We start from the raw sequence: 26723 nt of genomic DNA, 5'->3' as shown, positions 1-26723 counted from the left end.
GGCTGGACTTCGGCGAGCCGGCCTACGTCTTCGTTGTCCACGAAAGACGGAGGGGTTCGCGTGTTCTGCATGCGTCTTTTCGCCGCCTTGGCCCTGCTCGCCAGTGTCCTTGTCAGTCCCGGCAGTTCCGTTGCCGCGACCGCCCAACCTGTGGCGCAGCAGTATTCCGTGCTCGTCTTCTCCAAAACGGCGGGCTTCCGGCACGACTCCATCCCCGCGGGCATCGCAGCGATTCAGCAGTTGGGCGCTGACAACGGATTCACGGTCGTCGCGACCGAGGACGCCGGCGCGTTCAACGACGCCAACCTGGCCCGGTTCGCGACCGTGGTGTGGCTGTCGACCACCGGCGATGTGCTCGACGCGACGCAACAGGCGGCGTTCGAGCGATACATCAAGGCCGGGGGAGGTTATGTCGGCATCCATGCCGCGTCGGACACCGAGTATGACTGGCCGTGGTATGGCGATCTGGTCGGCGCGTACTTCGCGTCGCACCCGCAGAACCAGCAGGCGACGATAAAGGTGGAAGACCCGGCCCATCCGTCCACAGTGGACCTCCCGGCGACCTGGTCGCGGTTTGACGAGTGGTACAACTTCCGCACCAACCCGCGCGCCGATGTGCACGTGTTGGCCAGCCTGAACGAGTCCAGCTACACGCCCGGCACGGGGGCGATGGGCGCCGACCACCCGACCGCGTGGTGCCACGACTATGACGGTGGCCGTGCGTGGTACACCGGTGGTGGGCACACCGTCGAGTCGTATGCGGAGCCGCAATTTCGCGCGCACCTGCTGGGAGGCATCGAGACGACCGCGGGTGTGGCCGACGCCGACTGCGCCGCCTCGCTCAGCAGTAGCTTCGAGAAGATCACGCTCGACAGCAACACCAGCAACCCGATGGAGCTCGACATCGCGTCGGACGGCCGCGTGTTCTACATCGAGCGCGACGGGCGGGTGCAGATCGTCAAGCCCGACACGGGTTTGACGGTCACCGCGATCGATCTCGATGTGTTCGCGGGCAACGAGGACGGGCTGATCGGCATCCGGCTCGATCCCAACTTTCATACCAATCATTGGGTGTACCTGTACTACGCCCCCAATGACGGGATAACCCGCAACATGGTGGCGCGCTTCACGGTCACGGGCGACACGATCGACCCGGCGTCGCGCGTGGTGGTGCTGGCTGTGCCGACGCAGCGCAACACGTGTTGCCACGCGGGCGGGTCGATGGTGTTCGACAGCGCCGGAAACCTTTACCTGGCAACGGGCGACAACACGAACCCGTTCGAGTCCAACAACTTCACGCCGATCGACGAGCGGCCGGGCCGGCAGGACTATGACGCGCAGCGCACCGCGGGCAACACCAACGACCTGCGCGGCAAGATCTTGCGGATCCATCCCGAGCCGAACGGCGGCTACACGATCCCGGCGGGCAACCTGTTCCCGGTGGGCACACCCGGTACCAAATCTGAAATCTTCGCCATGGGATGGCGTAACCCGTTCCGAATCGGGATCGACCCGCGGACCGACACGCTCTATGTCGCAGACTACGGCCCGGACGCACGCGCGGCCGACCCGAACCGGGGCCCGGAAGGCACCGTGGAATGGAACGTGGTCACGCCCGGCAACTACGGCTGGCCCTACTGCCACGGGGCGAACTACGCCTACAACGACTACCAGTTCCCGTCGGGGCCGAGCGGGGCGAAGTTCAACTGCGCCGCGCCGGTCAACAACTCGCCCAACAACACGGGCCTGACCAACCTGCCCCCGGCGATCTCGGCGACGGTCGACTACGACTTCGGTGGCAACCCGCTGTTCCCCGAGATCGGTGGTGGCGGCGCGCCGATGGGCGGGCCGGTGTATCGGTTCGACGCGGCGAACCCGTCCGACCGCAAGTGGCCGGCCTACTTCGACGGCAAGGCGATGTTCGGCGAGTGGAACCAGAACAGGATGTACGCGTTCCAGCTCGGCGCGGACGCGCGCTCGCTTGTGGACATCAACCAGATATTGGCGGGCATGACGTTCATCCGCCCGATGGACTTTGAGTTCGGGCCGGACGGCGCCCTCTATCTGATCGAGTGGGGTAGCGGTTTCGGCGGCAACAACGACGATTCCGGCGTGTACCGGATCGACTACATCGCCGGTGACCGGGCACCGATCGCGGTGGCCGGCGGCGACCCGACGTCCGGCCCGACGCCGTTGACGGTGCGCTTCTCCAGCGCGGGTTCCCGTGACCCGGACGGCCAGCAGATCACGTTCGCGTGGGCGTTCGGCGACGGGCAGACCTCGACCGAGCCGAATCCCACGCACACCTATGCCGCCGCGGGCAACTACACCGCCCAGTTGACGGTGACGGACACCTCGGGCCGCACGGGCATCGCCAATGTGCCTGTGACCGTGGGCAATACGGCTCCCACCGTCACGATCGAGTTCCCGCCAGACGGAGGTTTCTTCGACTGGGGCGACCAGGTGCGGTACACGGTCGAGGTGACCGACCCCGAGGACGGCCAGATCGACTGCGGCCGCGTGACATTGCAGTACTACCTGGGCCATGACGAACACTCCCACCCGTTGCGGTCGGCGACCGGTTGCACCGGCGTGGTGCAGACCTCGCTCGCCTCGGGGCACGGTGCCGACGCCAACGTCTTCGCGGTGTTCGAGGCGACCTACACCGACAACGGCGGCACGGGCGGCTCCAACCCGTTGACCGGCCGCGCGATCGAGAAGTTGCAGCCCAAGCGCAAGCAGGCCGAGTACTTTTCGTCCACGGGCCGGGTGCCGGACGGGGTCAGCGGGGGCGATCCCGGCGTGGTGCGTGAGACGACCGGCGACACCGCGGGCGGCTTCCAGAACATCGGCTCCATCGAGGACGGCGACTGGTGGTCGTTCAACCCGACCAACCTGACCAACATCGATAGCCTTCGCTTCCGGGTCGCGTCGGCCGCCCAGGGCGGGCGGCTCGAGGTGCGCGGCGGCTCGGCCGACGGCACGCTGCTGGGCACGGCCACCATTCCCGCGACCGGCGGCTGGCAGGTCTACACCGACGTCACGATCGGCCTGGGCGCGCCAAGCACGACGACCGGCCCGCTCTATTTGGTGGCGCGCGACCCGGCCGGTGCGACCGGCGGAGGTGGACTGTTCAATGTGAACTGGGTCGATTTCCTCGGCCGGGGCGTGACCCACAACGCGCCGCCGGTGGTGTCGGCATCGGCCAGTCCCGGCAGTGGCGAGGCTCCGTTGACCGTGGCGTTCACAGGCACGGCCACAGATGCCGAAGGCGACCTTCCGCTGACCTATGCCTGGGATTTCGGTGATGGGGGTACGGCGACGACACTGAACGCCTCGCACACGTACACGGTTCCGGGCGTCTTCACGGCCACCCTGACCGTGACGGATTCCCGTGGCGCGTTCTCATATGCGACCGTGACGGTGCGGGTGCAGGCGCCCAACAACGCGTGCTTCGGCGGGCGCTCCGACAACTTCGACGGCTCCACTTTGGACCGTGCCCGGTGGGGCACCATCATCCGGGAGAACCAGCAGTACTCCGTCGCGAATGGGAGCCTGCTGCTGCCCACCGCGGCAGGCGACCTGTACGGCTCACGCAATGACGCGACCAACATCGTGTTGCAGCCGACTCCCGGTGTCGCTTGGCAGGCAACAACAAAGGTGTCGTTGGCGGCCACCGCCAACTACCAGCAGGCCGGAATCATGCTGTACGGCGATGACGACAACTACGCCAAGGTCGACGTGGTCTACTCAAGTGAGCGGAAGGTGGAGTTCCTCCGGGAGACCGCCGGCGTGCCGCGCAACGAGGCCGGCGACAGCACCACCGCACCCTCAGGCGAAGTGATCTATCTGCGGCTCATCAGCGACGGGACGACGCTGACCGCGGCGTACTCGGCCGACGGGCAGACCTTCACCCCGGTCGGGCGGTCGGCCGACCTCGCGGGCATCACCAACCCGAAGATCGGTGTCTTCGCCCTCAACGGTGGCACCACCGCGCCCGTGGTCAACGCGGCGTTCGACTGGTTCCAGCTCACGCCCGACGAGTTGCCACAACCGGTCCCGTCGGACGAGTTCAACGGCGTCGCGCTCGACCGGTGCCGCTGGGACGCCGTCGTTCGCGAGGACGCGGCCGGGTATCGGATGACCGGCACCGCGTTGGAGATAGACATCCCCAACGGTGACATCTACGGCACGGGCAACACCGGGCCGGCCAACTTCATCCTGCAGAACGCGCCCGACGGCGACTGGACCATCCAGACCAAAGTGGACGGTTCGCAGATGAACGAGCAGTACCAGCAGGCCGGTTTGCTGGTGTACCTCGATGACGACAACTATCTGAAGCTCGACTACATCACGAAGAACGCTGCCGGACAGGCGGTGTCGCGCTTTATCGAGTTCCGTAGCGAAATCGGTGGCGCGGTGCAGAACCCGCAACCGGAGGTGGCCAACCTCACCGAAGCGGTCTGGCATCTGCGGATAGCCAAGGCGGGCAACCTCTACACGGCGTCGTACTCATTGGACGGCACCGCGTGGACGGCGTTCGAACCGCTGACCAACGCGGCCGTCTCGGGTGCGCCGAAGGTCGGGCTGTTCAGCCTGGGCGGCCCGCAGACCGCATCCAAGCCGGTCTCGTTCGACTACTTCCGCCTCACCCCGGCACAGCAGCCCGGTGACACCACCGCACCGGCGACCACGGCGGCGGTGAGCGGCCCGGTCAGCGGTGGCTGGTACACCGGCCCGGCGGCGGTCACGTTGACCGCGACTGACGAGACCGGCGGCAGTGGAGTTGCCGGCACGCAGTACCAACTGGACAACGCGACCACGTGGACGCCTTACACCGACCCGATGGTGGTATCGGGCGACGGCGCCCATTCGGTGCGGTTCCGCTCAACCGACAACGCGGGCAACATCGAGGCGACCAAGTCCGTGGAAGTCAGGATCGACACGACCGCACCGGTCACCACCGCCACGTTCGCCCCGCCCAACCACGCGGGCTGGCACAACGGTGCCGTGCCGGTGACGCTGGCCGCCACCGACGCCGGTTCCGGGGTGACCTCCGTGGACTGGTCTTTGGACGGTGGCCCTTGGACGCCTTACACCACAACGGTCAACGTGGCCGGCGACGGCGAGCACGAGTTGCTGTACAAGGCGACGGACGCGGCCGGCAACGTGGAGACGCTCAAGTCCGCGATCGTGAAAATCGACGGAGCCCGGCCGACCGTCATGGTCTCCGGACTGGCCGACGGGCAGCTCTACGGCGACAGCCAGGATGTGCGCGTGACGTTCCAAGCCGTGGACCCGTTGTCGGGCATCGCCGGCACCATCGGCAAACTCGATGGGGTCGACTATCGCAGCGGCACACTGCAGGCCATGTTCGAGCTCGACCTCGGCCTGCACGAGCTGGTCGTCACCGCGACCGACCGGGCGGGCAACGTGACCACGACCAACGTGCGTTTCTTCGTCAACACCTCGTTCCGCGACATGCAGGCGCTGCTCGACCGGTTCAAGGCGACGGGCTGGCTGTCGGCCAACGCGCACAAGCAGTTGGGCGCCAAGCTCAGTGCGGCGCGCAAGGCCGAGGCGGCCGGCAACGACGCCCGAGCGATCAGGGAACTACAGGCATTCCGGGCGCTCGCGGCCGATACCGCGCTGGTGCCCAACGCTGAGGTGCGGGCGGTCCTGATCAGGGACGCCGACGCCATGATCGCACGACTCGGTGGCACGCCCACCCAGGCAGGCATCAAAGCCAACGGTGGGCGGCCGCTGCACGACGCGGGTTGGATCACCGGCGACCCGACCCGGGTCAGCCTTCCATCCAAATTGGACGGTGCACATTGAACGGTCCGCCTACCCGGCTAGCGGTGTGCCTGGCAGCCACGATGCTCGTCGTGCTGCCGGGCAAGGCCGCGCTGGGCCATGGCGGCCCGGTCAAGCTGGACGTGGCGGGCGACGGGGCCGGCGGGGTGACCGTCCGAGCCCTTGACGAACGCGACGGCCACCCGGTCGAGGAGCCGCTGCGGCTGGTGCTCACCGCCAAGGGCGAATCCGGCCGCACCGCGGGACCGATCCAGTTGGCCGCCTCGCCAGAGGGGCGCGGCTTCTACAGCAGTGGCCAGGTACTCACACCAGGCCACTGGGACGTGACCGTCAGGGCGCCGCCGCCACATCTGGCGGAGGCGACTGCGGCGGTGCGAGCCCGTGCGCCGCAATCGCCTCCGGCGCCCGCGGTGGATGCCAGGCAACCCGCCGCGAGCGGTGCGTGGTGGTGGCTCTGGTTGGCGGGCGGCACGCTCGCCCTCGTCGCCACCGCGGCGGTGCTCCTCATCAACGGCAGCGCGACCACTTGGTACTACCGTCTGCGCCGAGCCCGCCGATAATGCTGCCCTGCCTTGATTTCCCTCGGTCGACAGGTGTCAATTTGGCTTCCGGAAACCTTTCGGAAGTTCTTGACTGACCCCGATGTTATCGCTCACAGTCTGAGAGTGTGGGGCAGTTTGTCGCTTGCCAGCCCGTTACTCGCCAAATCTGGAAAGCCCTGCATACCGCTCCCGCAGGCCGACCAGGGATGTTAGCGATAACAGCGCCTCAGTGCTTGGCCGAACCTGCACCTGCAACTTTTCCCGCTCGATGAAGGAGAGTTATGTATCGCACGACGAGACCCGCCCGGCATCGTCTGGCGTTCAGACTGCCGGCCGCAGCGATAGCCGCGGTTACCGCGGTTACCGCGGCGATGGCGGTGATGACCGCGACCGCGGATGCCGCGGCGTCCACGCTGGGTGCGGCGGCGGCCCAGTCAGGCCGTTACTTCGGCGCCGCAGTGCCCGCCGGCAAGCTTGGCGACAACACCTATATGACCATCCTCAACCGTGAATTCAACTCGGTCACCGCCGAGAACGAGATGAAGATGGACGCCACGGAGCCACAGCAGAACAACTTCACCTTCGGCAACGCCGACCGGATCGTCAACCACGCCCTCAGCCGGGGTTGGCAGGTCCGCGGTCACACCCTGGCTTGGCACTCGCAGCAGCCCCAGTGGATGCAGCCGATGGAGGGCTCGGCCCTGCGCCAGGCCATGCTGAACCACGTCACCAGGGTGGCCACCTACTACCGGGGCAAGGTCGTGGCCTGGGACGTGGTGAACGAGGCGTTCGAAGACGGCAGTAGCGGCGCCCGCCGCAACTCCAACCTGCAGCGCACCGGCAACGACTGGATCGAAGCCGCCTTCCGCGCGGCGGACGCGGCCGACCCCAACGCCAAGCTGTGCTACAACGACTACAACACCGACAACTGGAGCCACGCGAAGACCCAGGCTGTCTACCGGATGGTGCAAGACTTCAAGAACCGCGGCGTGCCCATCGATTGCGTCGGGTTCCAATCTCACTTCAACGCCAACTCGCCGTATCCCAGCAACTATCGCACCACCCTGTCGAGCTTCGCCGCGCTCGGTGTCGATGTGCAGATCACTGAGCTGGACATCGAAGGCTCGGGCACCACGCAGGCCAACACCTACCGCAATGTTGTCAACGACTGCCTCGCCGTGCCGCGCTGCAACGGCATCACGGTCTGGGGTGTGCGTGACTGCGACTCGTGGCGCTCCGGTGGCACCCCACTGCTGTTCGAGTGCAGCGGCAACAAGAAGCCGGCGTACGACACGACTCTGGCAGCGTTGAACAGCGCAACCCCCAGCCCATCGGCAACGGGAACCCAGACGCCATCCCCGACGCCGACCGGGCCGGTCGATCCGACCGCGTGGTATGTGTTGGTCAATCGCAATAGCGGCAAGGCGATGGATGTTTCCGGGAGCAGCACCGCCGACGGGGCGCGGATCCAGCAGTACGCCCGGCACAACGGGCAAAACCAGCAGTTCCAATTCGTCGACTCCGGCGGTGGCTACTACCGGCTGAGGGCACGCCACTCCGGCAAGGTCTTGGACGTGAGCGGGGCTTCCACCGCCGATGGCGCGCAAATCGTCCAATGGGCCGACCACGGCGGCAACAACCAGCAGTTCCGGATGGCCAACACGGACAGCGGCTATGTGAAGCTGGTCAACCGCAACAGCAACAAGGTCTTGGACGTGACCGGACAGTCCACTGCGGACGGTGCCTTCATCCAGCAGTACACGGACTGGAGCGGGTCCAACCAGCAGTGGCAGCTGGTCAGGGTGGGCGGTGGTTCGCCATCCCCGTCGCCGTCTGTGACCGCGTCCCCGCAGCCGTGTGCTCTCCCATCGACGTACCGCTGGACGTCGACGGGCCCACTGGCGCAGCCGAAGTCGGGATGGGTGTCGCTCAAGGACTTCACCCACGCGCCCTACAACGGCAGGCATCTCGTTTATGCGACGACGCACGACTTCGGCACGTCGTGGGGCTCGATGAACTTCAGCCTCTTCTCCAACTGGTCCGAGATGGGCTCGGCCAGTCAGAACACGATGTCCTCCGGTACCGTTGCGCCTTCGCTGTTCTACTTCGCACCGAGGAACATCTGGGTGCTCGCCTATCAGTGGGGGCAGTGGCCCTTCATCTACCGGACGTCGAGCGACCCCACCAACCCGAACGGATGGTCGGCGCCGCAGGCGCTGTTCACCGGAAGCATTTCCGGCTCCGATACGGGACCGATCGACCAGGCGATCATCGGCGACGACCAGAACATGTACCTGTTCTTCGCCGGGGACAACGGCAACATCTACCGGGCCAGCATGCCCATCGGGAACTTCCCGGGCAGTTTCGGCTCGAACTACACGACGATCATGACCGACTCGAGGAACAACCTGTTCGAAGCGGTTCAGGTCTACAAGCTCCAGGGCCAGAACCGGTACCTCATGATCGTCGAGGCGATCGGTGCGCAGGGTCACCGCTACTTCCGCTCGTTCACGGCCACCAGCCTGGGCGGTACGTGGACACCGCAGGCCACCAGCGAGAGCAACCCCTTCGCCGGCAGGGTCAACAGCGGCGCCACCTGGACCAACGACATCAGCCACGGCGAGCTGATTCGCACCAACGCCGACCAAACCATGACCATTGATCCCTGCAATCTGCAGCTGCTCTACCAGGGACGTGACCCCAACTCCGGCGGCGACTACGGTCTCCTGCCGTACCGGCCGGGTCTTCTGACACTGCAGCGCTAATTAGTGGAGTGACACAGGTCCGGCTCAAGCGTTCTGACGTTCGCAGGCAACGGCGTATGCCGAACCGGTTGGGCGTTGTCACGGCTCGCGATCAGGAACAGCGTCAGCTGGACTGGCGGGCTCGGCACCAAGCCGAGCCCGCCGCTGTCACGCAGAGAGCCCTCCTTCGGTCGAGGAGGCATGGGGGACGGGGCACTGGTAGGCGACGCGGTCGAAGCGCGGCGCTTGGTCACAGGTTGCGCAACGCGGTGACCCAGGGGGCGACGAGGTTGTGGCAGAAGCTGACGTGCTCAGGCCCGTACCCACGCGGTCCGCATTCAGTAACCAGGATCAGGCCGAGATACAGACGGTACAGCGCGAGTCGGCGGGTAAGCGACTCGTCGAAGTCAAGTTGCCCGCCCGCGTCCCGATACCCGGCGACGAGTTCGCTGTCCGCGTCGATCGGGCCGCAGAACTCAAGGGACACAAGTTCGGCGGCGGGATCGCCCCAGAACGCGCGCTCGTGATCGATCAACCCCGTGACGCGAGGCTTCTCACCATCGGCGGTGACGAAAATGTTGCCCGGCCAGAGGTCAAAGTGGACCAGTGTGGGCACGCGCACGTCGTCCAGCACGTCGGCGTGCGCGTCGACCAGCGCCAGTACCTCGTTGGATGCCATGCCAAGCGGAACCTGCCAATGCTGCGCGTCGGCGAGGATCGCCGTCACCATCCCGGTGAACGCCTCACGCCACGTGCCGGCGGTAAGGCCGGACTCGGCAGCCGGGTACCCGAACAGACCGCTCGGCGATACCAAGGTATGGAAGCGAGCGGTGATCTGGCCGAGTTCGCGCAGCAGCAGTGGCTGGGCGTCGGCGGGCAGGAGTTCGCGCGCCTTGTCCCACGGCGTGCCATCGAGGGCTGACAGAACGAGGAACTCGTCATCGGCGTACAGCAGCTCGGGCAGTGGGACCCCCGGGATGGTCGACGCCAGCCGATACACAAGCGCCTCGGTGGCTATGATGCCCCGTTCGTAGCGCAGGACGGGTACCTCCCGCGGTGGAGCGAGCTTGACGATCGCGGTGCGCCCGTCGCTGAGGCGGACCCGGTACGCGGTGTTGAACCAGCCGTCGCTCAATTCGGATTCGACACGGCACCCGATGCCCATCGTCGCGTTCAGCATCTCGCCGAGCTCGTCCGGGGCCAGCCGCCGCTTTGTCAAACTCTGCACGCCAGGCAGCCTAGGCCGCAGGGCAGGGGTGTAGATCCACTGTTGATCCGAATTAGTTTGACCATGTGGCGAAGGGCATGCGGCCCGCCGACCGGTGGCGCGAAACAGGACATGTCCGATGCCGAGGAACTGGCGATCCTCGCCTCACCGGCTCTGCTGAATAGCCAGGATGCGCGGCCTTCGGCAAGTCGCCGGGCCAGATGGCCATCGGTTGCGCCGAACGGGTGTACGATTGCTTTGTTCCCCGAATCTGCCGCTGGCCTTGGCGTTGCGACCGCGCGATAGGCGCCGCGATGGTGACCACGGCGGTCGGCGCCGCGCGGATCATCCAACTGCCTCGCTTGGCACGCCGGCACTGGTAACCCGGTCTGCAGACAGCCTCCACCTTCATCAGACACCATGCACCAAACCCCAGGCCTCATCCGTCTTCGGCGGGACAGCGGCTGCGGGATGGGAAGGACTGCCATGAAACATGCCATCGCCAATAGCCGGATAACTGTCATCTCTCCAACGCCGCCTTCAACCCCGCGGCTGCGGCTACCACCCGCCGGATTGCGCCGTACCCACCTGGACGGCGGCTGGTGGCCTCGCTCAACCGACCCGGTCGCCGAATTGCCCGGTCTGGTGCTCGCCATCGACGAACTACGAGGACCGGTCACCCGTCTGATCCTGGCCGCGGAGGGCTGGGACAGCCGCCCACGCCGCCTCGGCGTAGCGGATCGGGTGCTGCGGCTGGGCTACTTCCACAGCCAACCGATCAGTCTGCTCACCGCGTTATGCGCCAACGGGGATCGCGTCGACCTGCTCGTCGTGCCACCCCACACCGACGGCGAAACCGCTGATGCGGCGATGGTCATGGCTGCCGCGACAGGGAACCTCGTTCCCGCCCAACAGATCGCGGCGGCCGTCGCGACGGGGACCTCACGCCCGTTACGTGGCGCCGCCGAGCAGGCATGGGAATCCGAAGGCGGTTACACCGGTTCCAGGGGGCGGCCCATCGCCGTACCAGATAATAGGATTGGAAGTAAAATGATGCACATCGATAAGGCGGAAGTCATCGCGGTCTTGCGGTCGCGAGGGCTGTTCGACAGAGCCGACTGGGTGGACCGCGAACTTCCCGGAGTAATCGACACGCACGCGCACGGCTCTCTGCTGCGGTTGCTTCACATCGACCTGGCCACGATGCCGTCTGCTGCAATTCACCGCTGACGCCATCGACTCGCTGCCGAGGGGTCTTGAAGCGTACTTGTCAAAACGCTTTCTGCCATCTATGCCGTCCCAACAGCCCTGCAAGCACCACGGCAACGGTCTCGTCGTGGGCGCCGGACAAATCCGACCATGGGGGCCTTCGCTGCGCATCCGCGTCGTCAGCTGACGGCGCGGGTACGGTGTGGCGTCGACGGTCTGCTATCCGAGCTGCCGCTATTGCGGATATCCAAGCCGGCGCATCGGATTCGTCGGGGTTGTAGAGCGGGGCGAGCCACCATATCTGCAGAAAAGTGGCCGCTACCACCGCGTCCACGGCTTCACCGGCAGACAGCGCCGCCTGCGCCTGCCCGCGCACTTGACCGGATGCGGCGTCATATAGCACCGCAAACGCTGTCCGGTCCGCAGCGCCGACCCGGCGCAGAAGTTGCGACATCGGCACCTTTTCGGACTGGCGCTCCATTGACGACGGTGTGCGATCCAACGTGGCTGTCATGATGTCTACCCTTCCGGCGCGGTGGTGTGTCACTCGGCCACCGGGGTCCTGGGTGGATAGTGAGCGTAACCTCACTGGCTGTCACCTTAGCTTGCAGTGGTCTCTGGCGCGATCTGTTTTTGGCGCTCGTCGAGACTGATCAGCATCAGCGGCCGGTCAGGCGACCGGGGGCGGCAGGCGGTTGACCTTTCGGCAACCACGCCGCCGTCGGGGCCACCAACACGGCTTCGCACCTTTCGCTCAGCCGGTTGGTTACAGCCCGAGCATCGCACACCGCAGAAGGATCACGAACCTTCACCTTGTCCGCCACGCTGATCAACGGGTCAGCCAGGCGTCCAGGCGAAGGTTCGTGGTCACAGCACTACACGGAATCGGCGATGACCGTGATGGCGACTTTGCCGCGCACGTTACCGGCTTGGAGGTTTCGCATGGCTTGCCGGACTTTGCCCAGGGGGTAGGTGGCGTCGATGCTCGGTGTCACCTTGCCTGCCTGGATGAGCTCGGTAAGCGACTGCAGGTCATCGGCGTTCTCCTTGCTGGTGAACATCACCAGCCGCTGGCCTTTCAGCAGAGGCGTCATGGCGGCGGCGCGCAGCGATCGGCCAAAACCGCCGGTGAATCTGCCGCCCTTCTCACCTCCGATGATGACGGCGGTGCCGGTGGGAGTCAGGGCACGGCGCAGCCGTGACAGGCTGGGATTGCCACCGGCGTCGAGGATCAGGTCGTAGCGTGTGCTGCCCGCGGCGAAGTCTTCGCCGGTGTAGTCGATGACATGGTCGGCGCCCAGCGACCGCACCAGATCGAGCTTCGATGTGCTGCATACGCCGGTGACCTGCGCGCCGAAGGCCTTGGCCAGCTGTACGGCATAGCTGCCGACACCACCGGACGCGCCTATGACAAGCACGTGCTGCCCGGACTTGACGTTTCCGGCGTCGCGCAACGCCTGCAGTGCGGTGAGGCCTGAGACAGGCACGACGGCCGCTTGGGCGAACGACAGGATGGATGGTTTGCGGGCCAGCTTGCTCTCCAGTGCGGCGGTGTATTCGGCGAAGGAGCCTTTGGCGACGCCGAAAACCTCGTCACCGATGGCGAATGTGGTGACCGACGCGCCGACGGCGGCAACGGTGCCGGCGACGTCGAAGCCGGGCACCCGATTTTTCGGTCTGCGTAGCCCGAAACCGATCACCCGCAGCAGATAGGGCAGGCCAGCCATCATGTGCCAGGTGCCCCGGTCCAGCCCTGCCGCGTGCACGCGGATCAAGACCTCGTTGGTGGCGATTTCGGGTATGGCTATCTGTGTGAGGCGGAAGACGTCGTCGCCGTAGGTGTCTTGCACGATCGCCTGGCTCGTGGGTGTTGTGGTCGATGTCATGGTGTGCCTTTCAATTCGGCGGCGAAGACGTTGGCGCGAAGCACCAGCTTGCCGGTTAGGCGCGCAGCGCGTGTCTGGCGCGGTGTGGCCGGATCGTGGTGTTGGTGGTGCGGGGCTGGCGCAGCAGCAGGACCGCGAAGGCGATCAGCCACAGGCCCCACAGGGCGTAGCCGATGAAATTGGCCGTGCCGACGGCGGGAAGGTCCAATGGAGACAGCACCCCGGCGGTGATGAGGACGGCCGATGCCATCCCGAGTGCGGTGAACCACCTTCCGGCACCGGCGCGCGTCAGCGCGGCGAGGACGAGCACAGTCCATGCGGCGGTGAGGAGGTGCCCGCAGGTTTCGCCGATGATGGTGCCGAGCAAGAGGTTTGCTGTGTCAAACGAGTCGTGTGCGGTGGCGACGATGCCGGGTTCTGTGCCGGCCGCATCCGCGGCATGGCGTGGTACCAGCAGCGGCCAGCGCATCAGGCCTATCACCTGAACCACGGCGGCGGCGATGCCCACGACGACGGCGATGCGCATCACCGGGCGGGCAGACAGCTTCCCCACGCCGATCGCGATTGGCACGAACAGTGCCGCCGCGAACGCCATCACGGTAAACCACAAGCTGATTGGGCCTTGCGAGGCGCGGAAGGCCGCCAAGACGCTGTCGGTGGACTGCTTTGACACGTCCGGATAGTGAAAGATGCTGCTGAGCATGGTGGATGCCACGTTGGTCAGCACGGCTGCGCCTATGAGTAAGGCGGCCGTCAGTTTGCGATTCATGAACCCTCTCCAACGAGACGGCGTGCTGAGCTAGCGGTTGATACCGGCCCTGAAAGCGTGCGCCGGACACCGGCATGGATCATGGATCGTGGGGCCGCGGCGAGAAGGCGGCGCCAGACAAGGTCTGGATCGGACGGGAGCCGGTCGCGGCGGCTAGTCACCCCCAGCCTACGCTCTGTGGCGCAGGTGACATAGCCCGTCGGCCGCCCCTTTACCGTTGAGTGCGTCCTGACCTTCGCGGATCAGCCCTCGGGGAAGAAGTGGTCCCGCAGCGCAGCCATTGAGCGGCAGGGTCCGGAGCAGCGTGCCGCGCCGTGTCCAGCGTACGCCGGACCATTTGGCAAGTATCCCGGCTATCATGAATACGAGGCAGCGTTCGCTGTTGCTCAACTTCACCGCTCCGGACCCAGGCGGTCGTCCTCACCACTGCTGCGGCACGACTGAAGGGTCCTTTCTCATGGTGTTGATCGACCTACCCAGACAAACACCACCTGTCACGGGTAAACCACTGCTGGAACAGCCACCACCACGCTGGGCCCTGGTTATCCTGACCATCGGCGTGGCACTGCCTTTGCTGGCGCTGCTGGCCGCGATCCCGGTGGCATGGGGCTGGGGACTGTCCTGGTTGGACATGACAATCGCCCTGTCGTTCTATCTGATCTCCGGATTCGGTGTCACCGTGGGGTTTCACCGCTACTTCACCCACGGCGCGTTCAAAGCCAAACGGTGGCTGCGCGTCACCCTCGCCATCGCCGGATCCCTGGCGATCGAAGGCGCACCCATCATCTGGGTAGCCGACCACCGACGCCACCACGCCTACGCCGACCGTGACGGCGACCCGCACTCACCCTGGCGCTACGGCCCCACCGTCGCCGGCATAGCCAAAGGTTTGCTACACGCCCACATCGGCTGGATGTTCAAACGCGAATCGTCCAACCGGCAGCGGTTCGCCCCCGACCTGCTGGCCGACCGCGACATCCGGCTCGTCGACCGGCTCTTCGGACCCATCGCCATGACATCCGTGCTGGCCCCACCGCTCATCGGCGGGCTGCTGACCTGGTCCTGGCAGGGCGCACTGACCGCGTTCTTCTGGGCCACCCTGGTGCGCGTCGCCCTGCTGCACCACGTGACCTGGTCGATCAATTCGATCTGCCATGTGTACGGGCAACGCCCGTTCGCCACCCGCGGCGCAGACCGCGCCACCAACTTCTGGCCCCTGGCGATCATCTCCTTCGGCGAGAACTGGCACAACTCCCACCACGCCGACCCGACCTGCGCCCGCCACGGCGTCCTGCCCGGCCAGATAGACCCGTCAGCCCGCGTCATCTGGCTGCTGGAGAAGGCCGGCTGGGCGCGAGACGTGCGCTGGCCCGCACCGCGAGGGCCCCGCAAAGTTCAGCAGGATCGAAGCGCCGAAGCCCTCGGCGACGCACAGCAGGGACACCTTGGCCGCCAGGTCAGCCACCTACGTCGTCGAGAAACCGATGGGTCAGCTGATCTGGTATGACGCCCGTGTCCACTCCACGACCGGCTGCGACGGCTTGCCGTACAGGCGCATTCTGGATGCCGGAAAGCGGCTTCCGGCGCCAACCACGCCAGCCGGTGGTGGGGGTGGACGGACAGGGTTGGACTCGACGATGGGTCCGAGGTCCCGATACCGTCACGGGAGCATGCGGCAGCCGGGGATCGTGGTCCAGCCCGTCTCGGCGATGGTTAACGCATTGCTGTCGGTGCGGGCGAACACCCGCTTCTGCGTGCCGCCGTGGATGTTGCGACTCTAGGGCATATCGGCGATGAGCACCTCGGTAGTCAGGAACAGCGCCGCGATTGAGGCGGCGTTCTGTAGCGCGCAACGGGTGACCTTGGTGGGTTCGACGATACCGGCGCGGATCATGTCGACGTATTCGCCGGTCGCGGCATTGAGACCGTGGCCTGCGGGCAGGGCGTTGACCCTCTCGGCAACCACGCCGCCTTCCAAGCCGGCGTTGATGGCGATCTGCCTAAGCGGTGCGCTCAGCGCAATCCGCACGATGTTGGCGCCGGTGGCCTCGTCACCTGTCAGGTCCAGTTTGTCAAACGCGCTCGCCGCGGCGTTGGCCAGCGCCACGCCGCCACCGGCGACGATGCCCTCCTCGATGGCCGCTTGGGCGTTGCGGACGGCGTCTTCGATGCGGTGCTTGCGCTCTTTGAGCTCCACCTCGGTCGCCGCACCAACCTTGATCACCGCGACACCGCCGGCCAGTTTGGCCAGGCGCTCCTGCAGCTTCTCGCGGTCGTAGTCCGAGTCCGACCCGCCGATCTCAGCGCGGATTTGATTGATCCGACCGGTGAGCTGTCCGGTATCGCCGGCGCCGTCGATGATGGTGGTCTCGTCTCGTGTCACGACGACCTTGCGTGCCCGGCCCAACATGTCAAGACCAACGTTGTCGAGCGTGCCGCCGAGCTCGTCGGAGATGACCTGAGCACCGGTAAGGATCGCCAGGTCGGTCAGCATCGCCTTGCGGCGGTCACCGAACCCGGGAGCCTTGACAGCCACGGACGTGAAAGTGCCACGCAGCTTGTTGACGATCAGGGTGGCAAGGGCCTGCCCTTCGACGTCACCTGCGATGATCACCAGCGGTTTGCCGGCCTGTATGACCCTGTCCAGGATCGGGAGCAGGTCGCCGAGATTCGAGACCTTGTTCTCGACGATGAGAAGGTACGGGTCGTCGAGGACGGCTTCCATGCGATCGGTGTCGGTGACGAAGTAGGGCGAGATGTAGCCCTTGTCCCAGCGCATGCCCTCGGTGAGCTCGAGTTCAAGGCCGAAGGTGTTGCTGTCTTCGACGGTGATGACGCCTTCCCGGCCAACCTTGTCCATAGCATCGGCGATCATCTCGCCGATCGCCGGATCGGCGGCGGAGATCGAGGCGGTGGCGGCGATCTGCTCCCGGGTTTCCACATCCCGGGCTTGGTTGGCCAACGATTCGGTCACCGCGGCCACGGCCTGCTCGATGCCGCGTTTAAGCGCGATCGGGTTCGCGCCGGCCGCGACGTTGCGCAGGCCCTCCCGCACGAGTGCCTGGGCCAGCACGGTAGCGGTGGTGGTGCCGTCGCCGGCCGCGTCGTCGGTCTTCTTGGCCACTTCCTTGACCAGTTCGGCGCCGAGTTTCTCGTACGGGTCGTCGAGCTCGATCTGCTTGGCGATGCTGACACCGTCATTGGTGATGGTCGGTGCGCCCCACGCCTCGCCAAGCACGACGTTGCGCCCCTTCGGGCCCAAGGTCACCTTCACCGTGTCGGCGAGGAGGTTCATGCCGCGCTCCAGGCCGCGGCGGGCCTGCTCGCCAAATACGATCAACTTGGTCATCTGTGTCGTCGTCCTCTGCTGCTCGTGCCGGATGCGGCACTCGTTTGGACCGACCTGCGATGACCGCTGCACACGGGATCACGCCCGGTGGGGTCTCATCCCATTCGGTTGGCACTCACACAGGGCGAGTGCTAACCACAAGTGCAACACTTATTGTCCGCGAGCGCAAGTGAAGCCGGATCCCGTACCTGTTGTGCTGCCAGGCAAGACAAAAGGCCGGCCGGGACGCGCCGGCCAGGTGCACGGCCCTGTCGGCCACGCCTCGCGTGTGCCGCAGACGGCGGCCTTTGAGCAACGCGTGCGCGAGCCTCTCGGCCCGACCCTGCGCCATCCCGGCGCTTGGCCGCAGCGGGCGCGGGGGTGTCAGGGCGCACGCGAGACGCGGCCCCATGTTCCGAATTCATTGATAGCCGCTCGTGGCTTGTGTCCCGAGAGCGAAAAGGTGCCTGACGCGCAAGAAAGCGGATGACGCTCGTAAACCTTTGGCAGCTGCCCGTCGTCCTTGGTGACGACGGAAGGAGAGCCCGTGCGTCGGAAGCAGAGCTTCGATGGGTTCGACGCCCTCATCGCTGAACGCGGCAACGCCCAGCTCGCAACCGCTGTGTTGCCGACCGGCAGCCGAACGGCCGGAGAAGACCTGGTGCAGTCGGCGCTGGAGCGGCTGATGCGGCAATGGAGCCGGGTGAATGGCGACAAGGAAGCATATCTGCGCCGCATCCTGTACCACCTGGCGGTTGATCAGTGGCGGTCGGGCAAGCGGCGACCTGAGGTGCTGACCGAGGTCGAGCCGCCGGGCCAGTCCGACGGCACCGACGCGTTGCACCTGCGGCAGGCACTTGTCCGGGGCGTTGGCCGCCTTGCCACCCAAGCAGCGGGCTGTGCTGGTGCTGCGTTACTGGGAGCAGCTCAGCGAGGCGGAACCGCTGCCGAAACGCTCGGATGCTCGATCGGTGCCGTCAAGTCCCATACCTCACGTGGGCTGGCTCGCCTGCGTGACATCACGACTGCTTGGGCGCTGGAAGACGCACGGCGGGGGTTGTCGGCGTGGCCGGGGCGGTGGCCGCGGCCATGGCGGTCGGTACGGGCGGCGAGCCTGGACCGGGCACCGGTGGGTCCGCGGTCGCGAGCGCGGATTCGCCGAACCTGCAGCTCCTCGCCGCGATCGCAGCCAGCGAGAACATCAGCTTCAAGCTGGGGACGAGTGCTGCGGGGGAGAAGAGCGACGGCAAGGACACCGCACCCCGATACGAGTACATCACCGACAGTGCCTTCGATCCGGCGACGGCCACTGGTTACGCACGCTCGGCCGACGGCGGGATCGATGTACGCCTGATCAACGGTGTCAAATACAGCAAGAATCCGGCGAGCAGCAGCCAGTTCCTGCAATACACGGGCCGGTTTGACTCGTTGGGCAATGGCGTCCACGGTGAGCTGACGCGTCGGCGGATTCACGGCGGCTCTTTGACGCGTTGCGGCAGGCTGATGCCAAGGTTACCAAGGTGGGTGATGACCGGTACCGCTTCGAGGCCACCGGCAGGCAAGACGGAGGCGTGGTCAAGTTCGTCGGTGATGTCACGCTCAACGCTGACAAGCGGGTGGCGAAGGTCGCCTATGACTGGACGTTGACCTATTCGCAGGGTGGTTTCCGCACCTTCAAGGTGTCCCTGGAGTTTTCTGAGTACGGCGTGCCGGTGACGGTCGATCGGCCGGCCGACGTGGTCATCGTCGACTGAACGCGATTCCCTCGTGATTGGAGCCGAGCCGGTTGCATGCCAAGCAACTGGCCGGTGAGTCCTGTTTGAGTTCAACCGAATCAGTCGCCTGCAGAGTGCAGCCGGGCCAACGGCTTGGCCGCACTCGTCTATAAGTCTCCGAGTGTGAAAGAAGATGAGCATGCGTCTGCCTCGACGAGTCGGCGACCTGTGCGACGTGCGGGACGAAGTGTCCTATGACGACGGACAGTCCTGGAGCCAAGCGCCGATTGCCGGTGCCGGCCCGCAACGCACCGTGCAGCGAGCAGGATCCGTGCCGCACCCGAACCACCCGGACGGGCGACGGCAAACGGTGCCGAACCGTCGTCGGCGCAGTTCAGAGCCGGTATCAGAACTGCTGCGGCAATTTGCTGATCGGTGTCGGCCGGCGGATGGTGGCGTGGGTAATCGTCCAGCCACACGGAGGTTTGTCTGATGCGTCGAATCCCCGCAAGTCTTCTCACCGTTGTCATGGTCGTCGCTGGCGTTCTCACCGTGCCCACCGCCGCCTTGGCCGCTGGGGGCGACCCGGTGTGCCAAGAAACCCGGGCCGCCCAATATCGGGCCATCCCGGCCAACGCCACCACCCAGGCGAGGCTGCGGGCCTGCCCGGCGGTGCACAACCCTGCGCTCAACAACGCTGTCCCCGCGATCGCGTTGTTGTACTGCGAGGGATATTTCACCGTCACCTATGATCCTCCACTGACCAATACGCCCACGCAGACCACGGTGACCTACCACAACGACTTGGACTACTGCCTTGCCGGCGGTGTCACCAGGGGAGACGCGTCGGGAATCTTCACCGGGGTCAGGAGCTGCACCGCGCTGGACCTGCCGCCGCACCCCGCGACTAACACCTATCGGTGGAACACCGGGGCGTCCAGCACCATCGGCTTCTCGCACAGCACAGTGGACAGACTCGGCAATGGCACGACCTTGGTGGCCTCGTACGGAACGGTGACCCACGGGCTCAACCAAGGAGCCAACGCGATTCACACGGCGATCCAGCCGCAGTTGGATCCCATCGCCTGCGCCGGCGCCGGAGTCGCGCACCTGACCGGGCCCGAGAAACTGGTATTCATCAACTGACAGCGACCGACTCCCTCAAGCCGGGATCAGCGCCGGTCCGCTCGGCTTGAACGCTGCGGCTGGAACCCGACATCGTGGAGGAGAGCGTTCAACGACGCGGGCTTGTGCGCACCCGCGGCGGAGGCGCGGGCTTGAGGGCACCGCGACGGCGGCGATCCGGTTGTGGTGCAGCGCTTTCAGGCATGCGCGGGGCGGCGGCGGACGTGGGCCGCCGCACCCGCGGCCGCGGGTGGACACCCGTGAGGCCGGAGTATGCCGCTAAGGCGGGGCCGCGCCGGCAATGAGGCCGGGCTGGGTGGGGTGGCTAAGCCGGGTTGTGGACCCAGGTGGGCTCCCACGGCACGGGACGTTCGAAAGAATTGCCCAGCAGCCGGGAATGGTTCCACCAGTCGTCCTCGGGCGCATCGAGGTCGTCCAGCGCCAGCCGGGCCGCGGGGAACGGTCGTCCAAGGCGGAGCGCGGTAAGGTCGGCCAGCCGCTGCCGCGCGACGATGAGGTCACCGGGCTCGTCGAGACTGGCGAGCGCGTCGCGCTGGGTGTCGTAGAACTCCTGCTCACCGCCGAGCACCGCGATCTCGTATGGGTTGATGGTGACGAATTTGCCGGGCATGCTCTCGACCCCGGCTCGCAGCAGCGCGGCGTGCTCTCGCAGGGAACCCTCCTGGGCGAAGATGCGGTCGAGCACGTCAAGCGCGGCCTGCAACTGTGCAAGCGCCCGGTCCTTCGGTGCCAGCGGTGCGATGACCTTCACCTCGTCCTCGTCGTCGTCCTCGGGATCGGCGGGCTGAAAGGTCGCGGTCACCAGGTCCGGTGGCCGGAACATGGCCAGCCACAGCAACGGCACGCAGGACCTGTCTTCGGCGAGCACCGTCTGGCCGAGGTCGGGGATGCCGCCGACAAAGTCGGGGCAGATGCCGTCGTAGTCACTGACGAACAGATAACTGTTGTTTGACATGGCCGCCAGCATAGAAGCGACCACCGACATCCCCCGCCAGACCTCGAACCGCGATGCGGGCGGCTCTGCCGGGTACCAGATGGGTGATGTTCGTATCGACCATCCGTTGACGCTCCAAGGTCATTTGGTGAGTGGCGCCGGCGGCAGCGTCCATTGTGGAACGCGCACCGGCTGGCTGACCGAGCCAAGGCGAGCCTGCCAGCGGTCACACGATCCGGTTTCACGCGCTGCAACGCTGATATTAGGAGGGTGGTCCGGCTCTGCCTTCCAGATGCGCCACGACGAACGCGTGCGCCCGGTCGCCGACACCGGTCCCGAGGGTCTGCGCTGCGGTGACGGCGTCGCGGAAGTGGACACCGCCGAACAGGCGGGCCTGCCCGCACTCCTGCGACCACTGGGTCCAGGTGTGCCACGGTCCCAGGGTGAGGTCTGCGGCAGGGGTGATGCCCGGCTCGATGACCGAGGTGCCACGGGCGACCGTGACCGTTTGGCCGAGCTGGTCGGTGCCGGTGATGCGCCGGCTCGCTTGGGCGTGTGCGGCGCAGATCGTTGCGGACGCCGACGGGTATTCGGGATGGTCCGCGGTGTTCATGTAGCTGCGCCATTCCGAACCTTTGATGTCATTGACGGTACCCCGACCCGGCCCGCCCCAGGCGGTGACAGCCCGGTTGCCGTAGAGGTATCGGATCGCGGTGAACGGTCTGACCGCGTCATAGCGCCGTTTGAAGTGCCATGTCGCGATGCCGGCGTCGAAGGAGGCCATATTGACCAGGAAGTTGTGCGCGATGAACTGGTCGAGGCTGTATCCGCGGGTGTCGGCCAGATGCGTGACGGTGGTGGGCAGGGACCGGAACTTGTCGTCGAAGTGTTCGGCCAAAATCTTGCGCTGGTCGTTGAGGCCCGCGGAGATGGCCAGGACTTCGTCGGTCTGCCGCCGGTATCCGCCGGGGTTGGTTGCGGGGTCGCTGTTGGCCGGTGGCGGCACGGTGAACTCGGCCGGGCTGCGGTAGGAGTATGGCCGGGTGACGCTCCACTGCGGGGTCACGAACTCCTGCACCCTGAAGATCCCGTTGCCGGTGGTCACCACGTTGGGCTGCCAGCGGGCCGGGTCCCGGATGGTGTCGGCGGTGTTGACCGGCACGTATCCGAGGTAGTCGGCGTAAGGCTGGCGGTTGTATTTGCGCCCGCCCTCATCGCCGAGCTGGTTCATGCCGTCGTGCAACCTGCTGGCCACCACCGCGTTGCCGGCCCTGTTGCCGATGCCGACCGGGGTGGTGAGGTCTTGGCTGTTGTCGTCGGGGTTCAACCCGACCGACAGCAGCATCTCGCGCCATTGCTGCCTGAATTGGGGCAGCTGGCTGTTGAGCAGCCGGTAGGTGGCGTACAGGATGGCGATGTTGCGTTGCCGGTGGGTGACGCGTTCTTCCGGCGGCCTGCGGCCGAGCCGTGAGGCCACGCCGACGGCCGTCGGGTGGTATGGCGCGGTCGCGTCGAACCATGCGTTGTTCAACATGACCGTGTGTCGTAAGACGAGCGAGACATCGCTTGCCGAGACGGTGGTCAGGAACAGGTCGTGCTGTGCCGGGATCGCCACCTCCCGGATCGCGTTGCCGGTGTCGAAGTCGAACGCCAGCCTGCCCGCTGAGTTCGCACCAACCGGGGCCGCAAGCAACCCCATCATGCAGACCACGGCCAAAGCCCTGGAAACGTTGCGCGCGAGAGATATCGGCGGTCTCATCTCGACTCTCCTTCACATAGATCTCGAGTCGCGGGGTCAACCGTTTGCCCGTACCCGCGATAGCAAGATTTATGTTTGACAGTCAGCCGGCGTCTGTGCCATTCAAGGAGCGAATCTGGTCTCGCGCCGCGAGGTTGCAGTAACACGTTGCAGGTCAACGTTTCTCAGCCACCGCATCGGTTTGCCGGGGCGCGGCCGATCTAATTGGAGCGCCGGCTCGCTGCTCGCCTGCCGCCGCAACCGCCCCAACTCAAGCCAGCCGCCACGGGCCGCCGCCCTAAGCCGCGGCCCGTGGCTGCGCTACACCTCGATGGATGCGCCGTCGATCCGCAGGACCACCTTGGTGATCGGGTCGAGGACACAGTCACCCTCCATTGGTTTGAAGCTGCCTTCACCGTCCAGTTCGCCGACGAATACGGCCGTCGGTGTGACCACGAGGATGCTGAAGGAAGCCTCGACGGTCAACGGGTCACCGTCGAGGTCGAACAGGCGCAGCCGCACCGCACCGTCGCCGGTGAAGGGAGCGGAGGCACAGCTGACAGGTTCATCGGAGTTTGCGTTGAAGGAGATGACCTCGCCGGCGGCGGGATCGACCGCCCTGCCGTCGACCTCGCCCACGCAGGCGGCGAGCAAGCTCTCATCCAGAGAAGACGATTGCACGAACTCCTCGACCAGCTGGACCCCGGGAGAGACGTTCAACGTCATGTGCAGGGTGCAGACGAGCGATGCCAGACTGGCCTGCGCGGGCGGCGCCCCGACGAGCAGCAGTCCCAACGCGGCGATGGAAGCGAGCAGAGCCTTTCTGACCATGCTGATTCCCCTTTCGTCGCCTCGATTCTTCGCCACGCGAAAGCTTGGCGACCACCAGTCCAGAGTGATTGTCGATGAGTGAGTACCCGCTTGACTTCGCCGCCTCAAGCGACAACACGCCGCGGCCCCATTTCTCGCCGTGCCGGCGTTGCTCGGCCTGTATGCCGGCGCGCAGGCGCCTGCTGGACGCCGCACGCATCTGAGGCCGGGACGGCGAAGTGGTGGCGTTCCAGTGCCTCACACGTTTTCGTTCTTCCCGATCCGCGAGGGAAGCGGTATCTGCGGTTCGTGCCCGACGTCTATCGGGGCGCCGCAGCGGTCGAGCCGGTGGCCGGCCTCATGGCTCAGCTCGCGGCGAGCGGCTCTGCGGTGGTACGCCCCGTTCCAGCCGCGTCTGGGGCCCTGACCGTGACGGTGCCGACAGCACTTGGGCCGATGCACGCGATGGTGGTGGAGGCCGCCGCAGGCACGATGCTGGACGTCGACGATCTCATTGAAAGCCGCGCATGGGCGTGGGGCCAGGCACTCGCGGCGGTCCACCAGGCGGCGGCCGGGATCGACGCCGGTCTGCCCGTGGCGTTCGGTCAGCTGGTGCAAGTTCCCGAGCGGTTCGGCGATGACCCGGCGCTGGTGAAAGCCGCTGCTCGCCTAGGCAGCCGGCTTGCCGCCCTGGCTCGTGACCACTCCCGATTCGGGGTGATCCACGGCGACTTCGAGCTGGACAACCTGGCGTGGGAAGGCGAACGCGTCACGGCCTTCGACTTCGACGAGGCCGCGGTCTGCTGGTATGCGGCGGACATCGCCTACGCCGTGCGTGTCCTGACTGACCCGGTCGGCCACCCGCTCGTCGAGCGGCAGGGACTGTTCGCCGCCTTCGTCGCCGGGTACCGCATCGTGCGGCCGCTCGATGATGCCGATTTGGCGAGTCTGCGACTGTTCACCGGTGTGCATGCCGTCTGTGCCCTCGTGCGCATTGACCAAGCGCTCGGCGTTCCCGGTGAGGACGAACCGGCGTGGCTTGCCGAGCTCCGGGCAAAGCTGGCCGTCATCGACCGGTCCCACGGGGAACTCGCGATCGCCATCGCCGAAGATGTCTAGCCGGTCGGAGCTGAGCACGTCTCCCCGTGCGTCAGCAAACGACGACCATCGGCTTGCCGACTTGACCGGCGTAGGGTGAGGTCGCCGGGGCGCTGAACCGCACGCGCAGCGCGGTCAGGACGTCCTTGCGCATGGGCGGGTAGGGCGGTCAGGATCAGAGCGAACTCGGCGGGCCGGACCTCGAGCCGGTGCTGCGGCAGGACTCCCGGGCCGACGGCGCCGGACCCGAGCCCTTGCACGGCATGGTCGGTGTACAGATAGACCATTGGCTCGGCGGTCAGGTCGATCTGATGACGTGCCTCAGCCAGGCTGCGGTCGCTCCACCGCCTGGTGGCGAGGTTGAACACCGGATCCCCCGCCACCCGGATGCCCGAGCCGTCGTGATCGGTCACCTCCGCCCAGCGCACCTCGGCGCGATTGCCGTTGTCCTGTGGGCGTACATAAGGGGTCTGCATTTCCTCGACGGTGGCGTGGAACATGCCGATGCGGGCGGCTTGCCGGGAGTCCGGATAGGCTTCGCCCGGCCCGGCGCCGAACCATCGAACGTGGGACCACTCCTCGGGCAGCAGCCAGCACAGTCCGATCCGGCCGAGCGACGGTGCCCCGTTTCGGCGCACGAGCTCCTCAACCTGCTCGGGCGGCAGGTCCGGGTCCACCATCGGCTCGGCGAATCTGTCGCCCCGGTCGGGCCAGTGGCCGACCGGTTCGGTGCGCACCCGCACCCGCAGCCGGTGTCCGTCGGTGTCCCAGCGGTAGGTGGTCCGCATTGATGTTGTGCCGCTTCATCAGTTCCACATCCCGGCGCATGGTTTGCGGCGTGACCGCGCGCCCACGGCCGGGATCGAACTCGTGCCGATTGACCCCGCGCAGCAACACCCGCCGCCCGTTGACGGTCAGCACGCCGGCTTCGTCGATGACGACCGTGCGGAACCCGAACCGGACGCGCACCTGCTCGCTGTGCGTGGCGAGCACAGCCTCGTAGAGGAACGGGTCTTCCGCGCTCCACGGCCTCACCGTGTCGAAAGTGGACAGTGTCTCGACCGGTGCGCCGGTCACGCCGAGCCCCGGGATGCTGACCGTGACGGGAGCCTGCGCGCCCACGTCGATGCGCAGCCGCCCGCCGCCGCTGGACGCGTCGTAGTCGGCGTGCACGAACACGTCCCGGATGCCGCCGGCCGGGCGAGCCAGCAGGGTCACCTCGCGGAAGATTCCGGACAGCCGCCACGTGTCCTGGTCTTCCAGATAGGTGCCGGAAGAAAATTGGTGGACCCGCACCGCAAGGACATTGCGTCCGGGCCGCAACATCGCCGAGACGTCGAACTCCGACGCAAGGCGGCTGCCCATCGTCACTCCCAGCTCGACACCGTTGAGCCAGACCCGGGCGCACGACTCCACGCCTTCGAAGCGCACCACGGCAGGGGTTTGCGCCCAGGACTGCGCAACGTCGAAGACGCGCCGATAATCGCCGGTCGGATTTTCATCCGGTACGAACGGCGGGTCCACCGGGATCGGGTACGGAATGTTCAAATACACCGGTTTGCCGTAGCCGTGCAGCTGCCAGTGCGAGGGGACGGCAAGCCGGTCCCATCCCGCGTCGTCGAAGCCGGGCAGCTCGAAGCCGTCCGGCTCGTCGAGCCCGATCGCCGAATACCGGAAAGCCCAGTCACCGCTGAGGTCCAGCCGCGCGGTGTCGGAGGTCAGGGCGGCGCGCGGCGCGAGCCTGCCGTAGCCGGGTGAGAAGTCTTCGAAATAGCGCATG

The 26723-nt window shown here is 66.4% G+C and carries 19 protein-coding genes and 1 pseudogene; 10 read left to right on the top strand and 10 right to left on the bottom strand.

Translation table 11 applies throughout. From position 1 onward, the window contains the following. Window positions 1-69 precede the first annotated feature (69 nt). The 3 genes from DM816_RS00190 (at window position 70) to DM816_RS00180 (ending at window position 9124) form a co-directional block, all read left to right on the top strand. Window positions 70-5838, top strand: coding sequence for a ThuA domain-containing protein (locus DM816_RS00190; RefSeq protein WP_117207960.1), 5769 nt, complete (start codon window positions 70-72; stop codon window positions 5836-5838). A gap of 23 nt (window positions 5839-5861) precedes the next feature. Next, window positions 5862-6377 (top strand): hypothetical protein, encoded by a 516-nt coding sequence (locus DM816_RS00185; protein WP_117207959.1) that lies wholly within the window; start codon window positions 5862-5864, stop codon window positions 6375-6377. A gap of 362 nt (window positions 6378-6739) precedes the next feature. After that, complete coding sequence (locus DM816_RS00180; protein WP_246001359.1) at window positions 6740-9124, top strand: non-reducing end alpha-L-arabinofuranosidase family hydrolase; 2385 nt, start codon at window positions 6740-6742, stop codon at window positions 9122-9124. A 229-nt stretch (window positions 9125-9353) separates the two neighbouring features. Here the strand turns inward: DM816_RS00180 and DM816_RS00175 are convergent, their stop codons facing one another. Further along, a complete protein-coding gene (locus tag DM816_RS00175; protein WP_246001358.1) occupies window positions 9354-10331 on the bottom strand; it encodes a phosphotransferase family protein in 978 nt (325 codons plus the stop codon). Window positions 10332-10796: 465 nt separating this feature from the next. Between DM816_RS00175 and DM816_RS00170 the strand changes: the two genes are divergently transcribed. Next, window positions 10797-11540 carry a DUF5994 family protein gene (locus tag DM816_RS00170; RefSeq protein WP_162906952.1) on the top strand — a complete coding sequence of 248 codons (744 nt, stop codon included), beginning with the start codon at window positions 10797-10799 and terminating at the stop codon, window positions 11538-11540. 40 nt (window positions 11541-11580) lie between these two features. Here the strand turns inward: DM816_RS00170 and DM816_RS42040 are convergent, their stop codons facing one another. The 3 genes from DM816_RS42040 to DM816_RS00160 all read right to left on the bottom strand — a co-directional run bounded on the left by DM816_RS42040 (window position 11581) and on the right by DM816_RS00160 (window position 14174). After that, the gene (locus DM816_RS42040; RefSeq protein WP_162906951.1) at window positions 11581-12033 is read right to left on the bottom strand and encodes a sigma-70 family RNA polymerase sigma factor; all 453 of its coding nucleotides are present in this window, start codon (window positions 12031-12033) and stop codon (window positions 11581-11583) included. Window positions 12034-12394: 361 nt separating this feature from the next. Further along, window positions 12395-13405, bottom strand: a complete 1011-nt coding sequence (locus DM816_RS00165) for an NAD(P)-dependent alcohol dehydrogenase (protein WP_117207955.1) — start codon at window positions 13403-13405, stop codon at window positions 12395-12397. Window positions 13406-13460: 55 nt separating this feature from the next. Then, window positions 13461-14174, bottom strand: coding sequence for a DUF4386 family protein (locus DM816_RS00160; RefSeq protein WP_117207954.1), 714 nt, complete (start codon window positions 14172-14174; stop codon window positions 13461-13463). Window positions 14175-14631: 457 nt separating this feature from the next. On the opposite strand from DM816_RS00160, the gene DM816_RS00155 reads away from it, so the two are divergent. Continuing rightward, window positions 14632-15681 carry an acyl-CoA desaturase gene (locus tag DM816_RS00155; protein ID WP_117207953.1) on the top strand — a complete coding sequence of 350 codons (1050 nt, stop codon included), beginning with the start codon at window positions 14632-14634 and terminating at the stop codon, window positions 15679-15681. A 270-nt stretch (window positions 15682-15951) separates the two neighbouring features. Here the strand turns inward: DM816_RS00155 and groL are convergent, their stop codons facing one another. Beyond that, a complete protein-coding gene (gene groL / locus DM816_RS00150; RefSeq protein ID WP_117208001.1) occupies window positions 15952-17523 on the bottom strand; it encodes a chaperonin GroEL in 1572 nt (523 codons plus the stop codon). 505 nt (window positions 17524-18028) lie between these two features. On the opposite strand from groL, the pseudogene DM816_RS45595 reads away from it, so the two are divergent. The 4 genes and pseudogenes from DM816_RS45595 to DM816_RS00135 all read left to right on the top strand — a co-directional run. Further along, window positions 18029-18271: pseudogene (locus tag DM816_RS45595) on the top strand (sigma factor); the annotation flags it as partial. A gap of 130 nt (window positions 18272-18401) precedes the next feature. Then, the gene (locus DM816_RS45590) at window positions 18402-18926 is read left to right on the top strand and encodes a hypothetical protein (RefSeq protein WP_425455197.1); all 525 of its coding nucleotides are present in this window, start codon (window positions 18402-18404) and stop codon (window positions 18924-18926) included. A 96-nt stretch (window positions 18927-19022) separates the two neighbouring features. Then, complete coding sequence (locus DM816_RS00140) at window positions 19023-19256, top strand: hypothetical protein (RefSeq protein WP_162906950.1); 234 nt, start codon at window positions 19023-19025, stop codon at window positions 19254-19256. 453 nt (window positions 19257-19709) lie between these two features. Next, the gene (locus tag DM816_RS00135; protein WP_162906949.1) at window positions 19710-20363 is read left to right on the top strand and encodes a hypothetical protein; all 654 of its coding nucleotides are present in this window, start codon (window positions 19710-19712) and stop codon (window positions 20361-20363) included. A gap of 304 nt (window positions 20364-20667) precedes the next feature. Here DM816_RS00135 and DM816_RS00130 read toward each other — a convergent pair whose 3' ends face one another. From DM816_RS00130 to DM816_RS00120, 3 genes are all read right to left on the bottom strand, one after another. Beyond that, on the bottom strand, window positions 20668-21318 hold the full coding sequence (locus DM816_RS00130) for a hypothetical protein (protein ID WP_162906948.1): 651 nt from the start codon (window positions 21316-21318) through the stop codon (window positions 20668-20670). A 241-nt stretch (window positions 21319-21559) separates the two neighbouring features. Then, window positions 21560-23056, bottom strand: a complete 1497-nt coding sequence (locus DM816_RS00125) for a vanadium-dependent haloperoxidase (RefSeq protein WP_162906947.1) — start codon at window positions 23054-23056, stop codon at window positions 21560-21562. 300 nt (window positions 23057-23356) lie between these two features. Continuing rightward, window positions 23357-23830, bottom strand: a complete 474-nt coding sequence (locus DM816_RS00120) for a hypothetical protein (RefSeq protein WP_162906946.1) — start codon at window positions 23828-23830, stop codon at window positions 23357-23359. Window positions 23831-23944: 114 nt separating this feature from the next. Between DM816_RS00120 and DM816_RS00115 the strand changes: the two genes are divergently transcribed. Then, complete coding sequence (locus tag DM816_RS00115; protein WP_117207947.1) at window positions 23945-24964, top strand: phosphotransferase enzyme family protein; 1020 nt, start codon at window positions 23945-23947, stop codon at window positions 24962-24964. On the opposite strand, the gene DM816_RS43585 is transcribed toward DM816_RS00115, so the two are convergent. Together DM816_RS43585 and DM816_RS43580 are read right to left on the bottom strand one after the other, a co-directional pair. Next, window positions 24961-25680, bottom strand: a complete 720-nt coding sequence (locus DM816_RS43585) for a beta-galactosidase small subunit-related protein (RefSeq protein ID WP_246001355.1) — start codon at window positions 25678-25680, stop codon at window positions 24961-24963. The genes DM816_RS00115 and DM816_RS43585 overlap by 4 nt on opposite strands. Further along, window positions 25589-26722, bottom strand: a complete 1134-nt coding sequence (locus tag DM816_RS43580; RefSeq protein WP_162906944.1) for a glycoside hydrolase family 2 protein — start codon at window positions 26720-26722, stop codon at window positions 25589-25591. The genes DM816_RS43585 and DM816_RS43580 overlap by 92 nt, the downstream gene beginning before the upstream one ends. Window position 26723: the final 1 nt, after the last annotated feature.

Source organism: Allorhizocola rhizosphaerae, from assembly GCF_003426775.1.
Classification (GTDB): domain Bacteria; phylum Actinomycetota; class Actinomycetes; order Mycobacteriales; family Micromonosporaceae; genus Allorhizocola; species Allorhizocola rhizosphaerae.
Note: the sequence above shows the minus strand (reverse complement) of the source record. Positions and strands in the feature narration are given on the sequence as shown.

Coding starts and splice junctions, on each gene's coding strand:
- DM816_RS00190 (WP_117207960.1), top strand. CDS start 70: ATGCGTCTTTTCGCCGCCTTGGCCCTGCTCGCCAGTGTCCTTGTCAGT.
- DM816_RS00180 (WP_246001359.1), top strand. CDS start 6,740: ATGACCGCGACCGCGGATGCCGCGGCGTCCACGCTGGGTGCGGCGGCG.
- DM816_RS00170 (WP_162906952.1), top strand. CDS start 10,797: ATGAAACATGCCATCGCCAATAGCCGGATAACTGTCATCTCTCCAACG.
- DM816_RS42040 (WP_162906951.1), bottom strand. CDS start 12,033: ATGACAGCCACGTTGGATCGCACACCGTCGTCAATGGAGCGCCAGTCC.
- DM816_RS00165 (WP_117207955.1), bottom strand. CDS start 13,405: ATGACATCGACCACAACACCCACGAGCCAGGCGATCGTGCAAGACACC.
- DM816_RS00160 (WP_117207954.1), bottom strand. CDS start 14,174: ATGAATCGCAAACTGACGGCCGCCTTACTCATAGGCGCAGCCGTGCTG.
- DM816_RS00155 (WP_117207953.1), top strand. CDS start 14,632: ATGGTGTTGATCGACCTACCCAGACAAACACCACCTGTCACGGGTAAA.
- groL (WP_117208001.1), bottom strand. CDS start 17,523: ATGACCAAGTTGATCGTATTTGGCGAGCAGGCCCGCCGCGGCCTGGAG.
- DM816_RS00135 (WP_162906949.1), top strand. CDS start 19,710: ATGCGTCGAATCCCCGCAAGTCTTCTCACCGTTGTCATGGTCGTCGCT.
- DM816_RS00130 (WP_162906948.1), bottom strand. CDS start 21,318: ATGTCAAACAACAGTTATCTGTTCGTCAGTGACTACGACGGCATCTGC.
- DM816_RS00125 (WP_162906947.1), bottom strand. CDS start 23,056: ATGAGACCGCCGATATCTCTCGCGCGCAACGTTTCCAGGGCTTTGGCC.
- DM816_RS43580 (WP_162906944.1), bottom strand. CDS start 26,722: ATGCGCTATTTCGAAGACTTCTCACCCGGCTACGGCAGGCTCGCGCCG.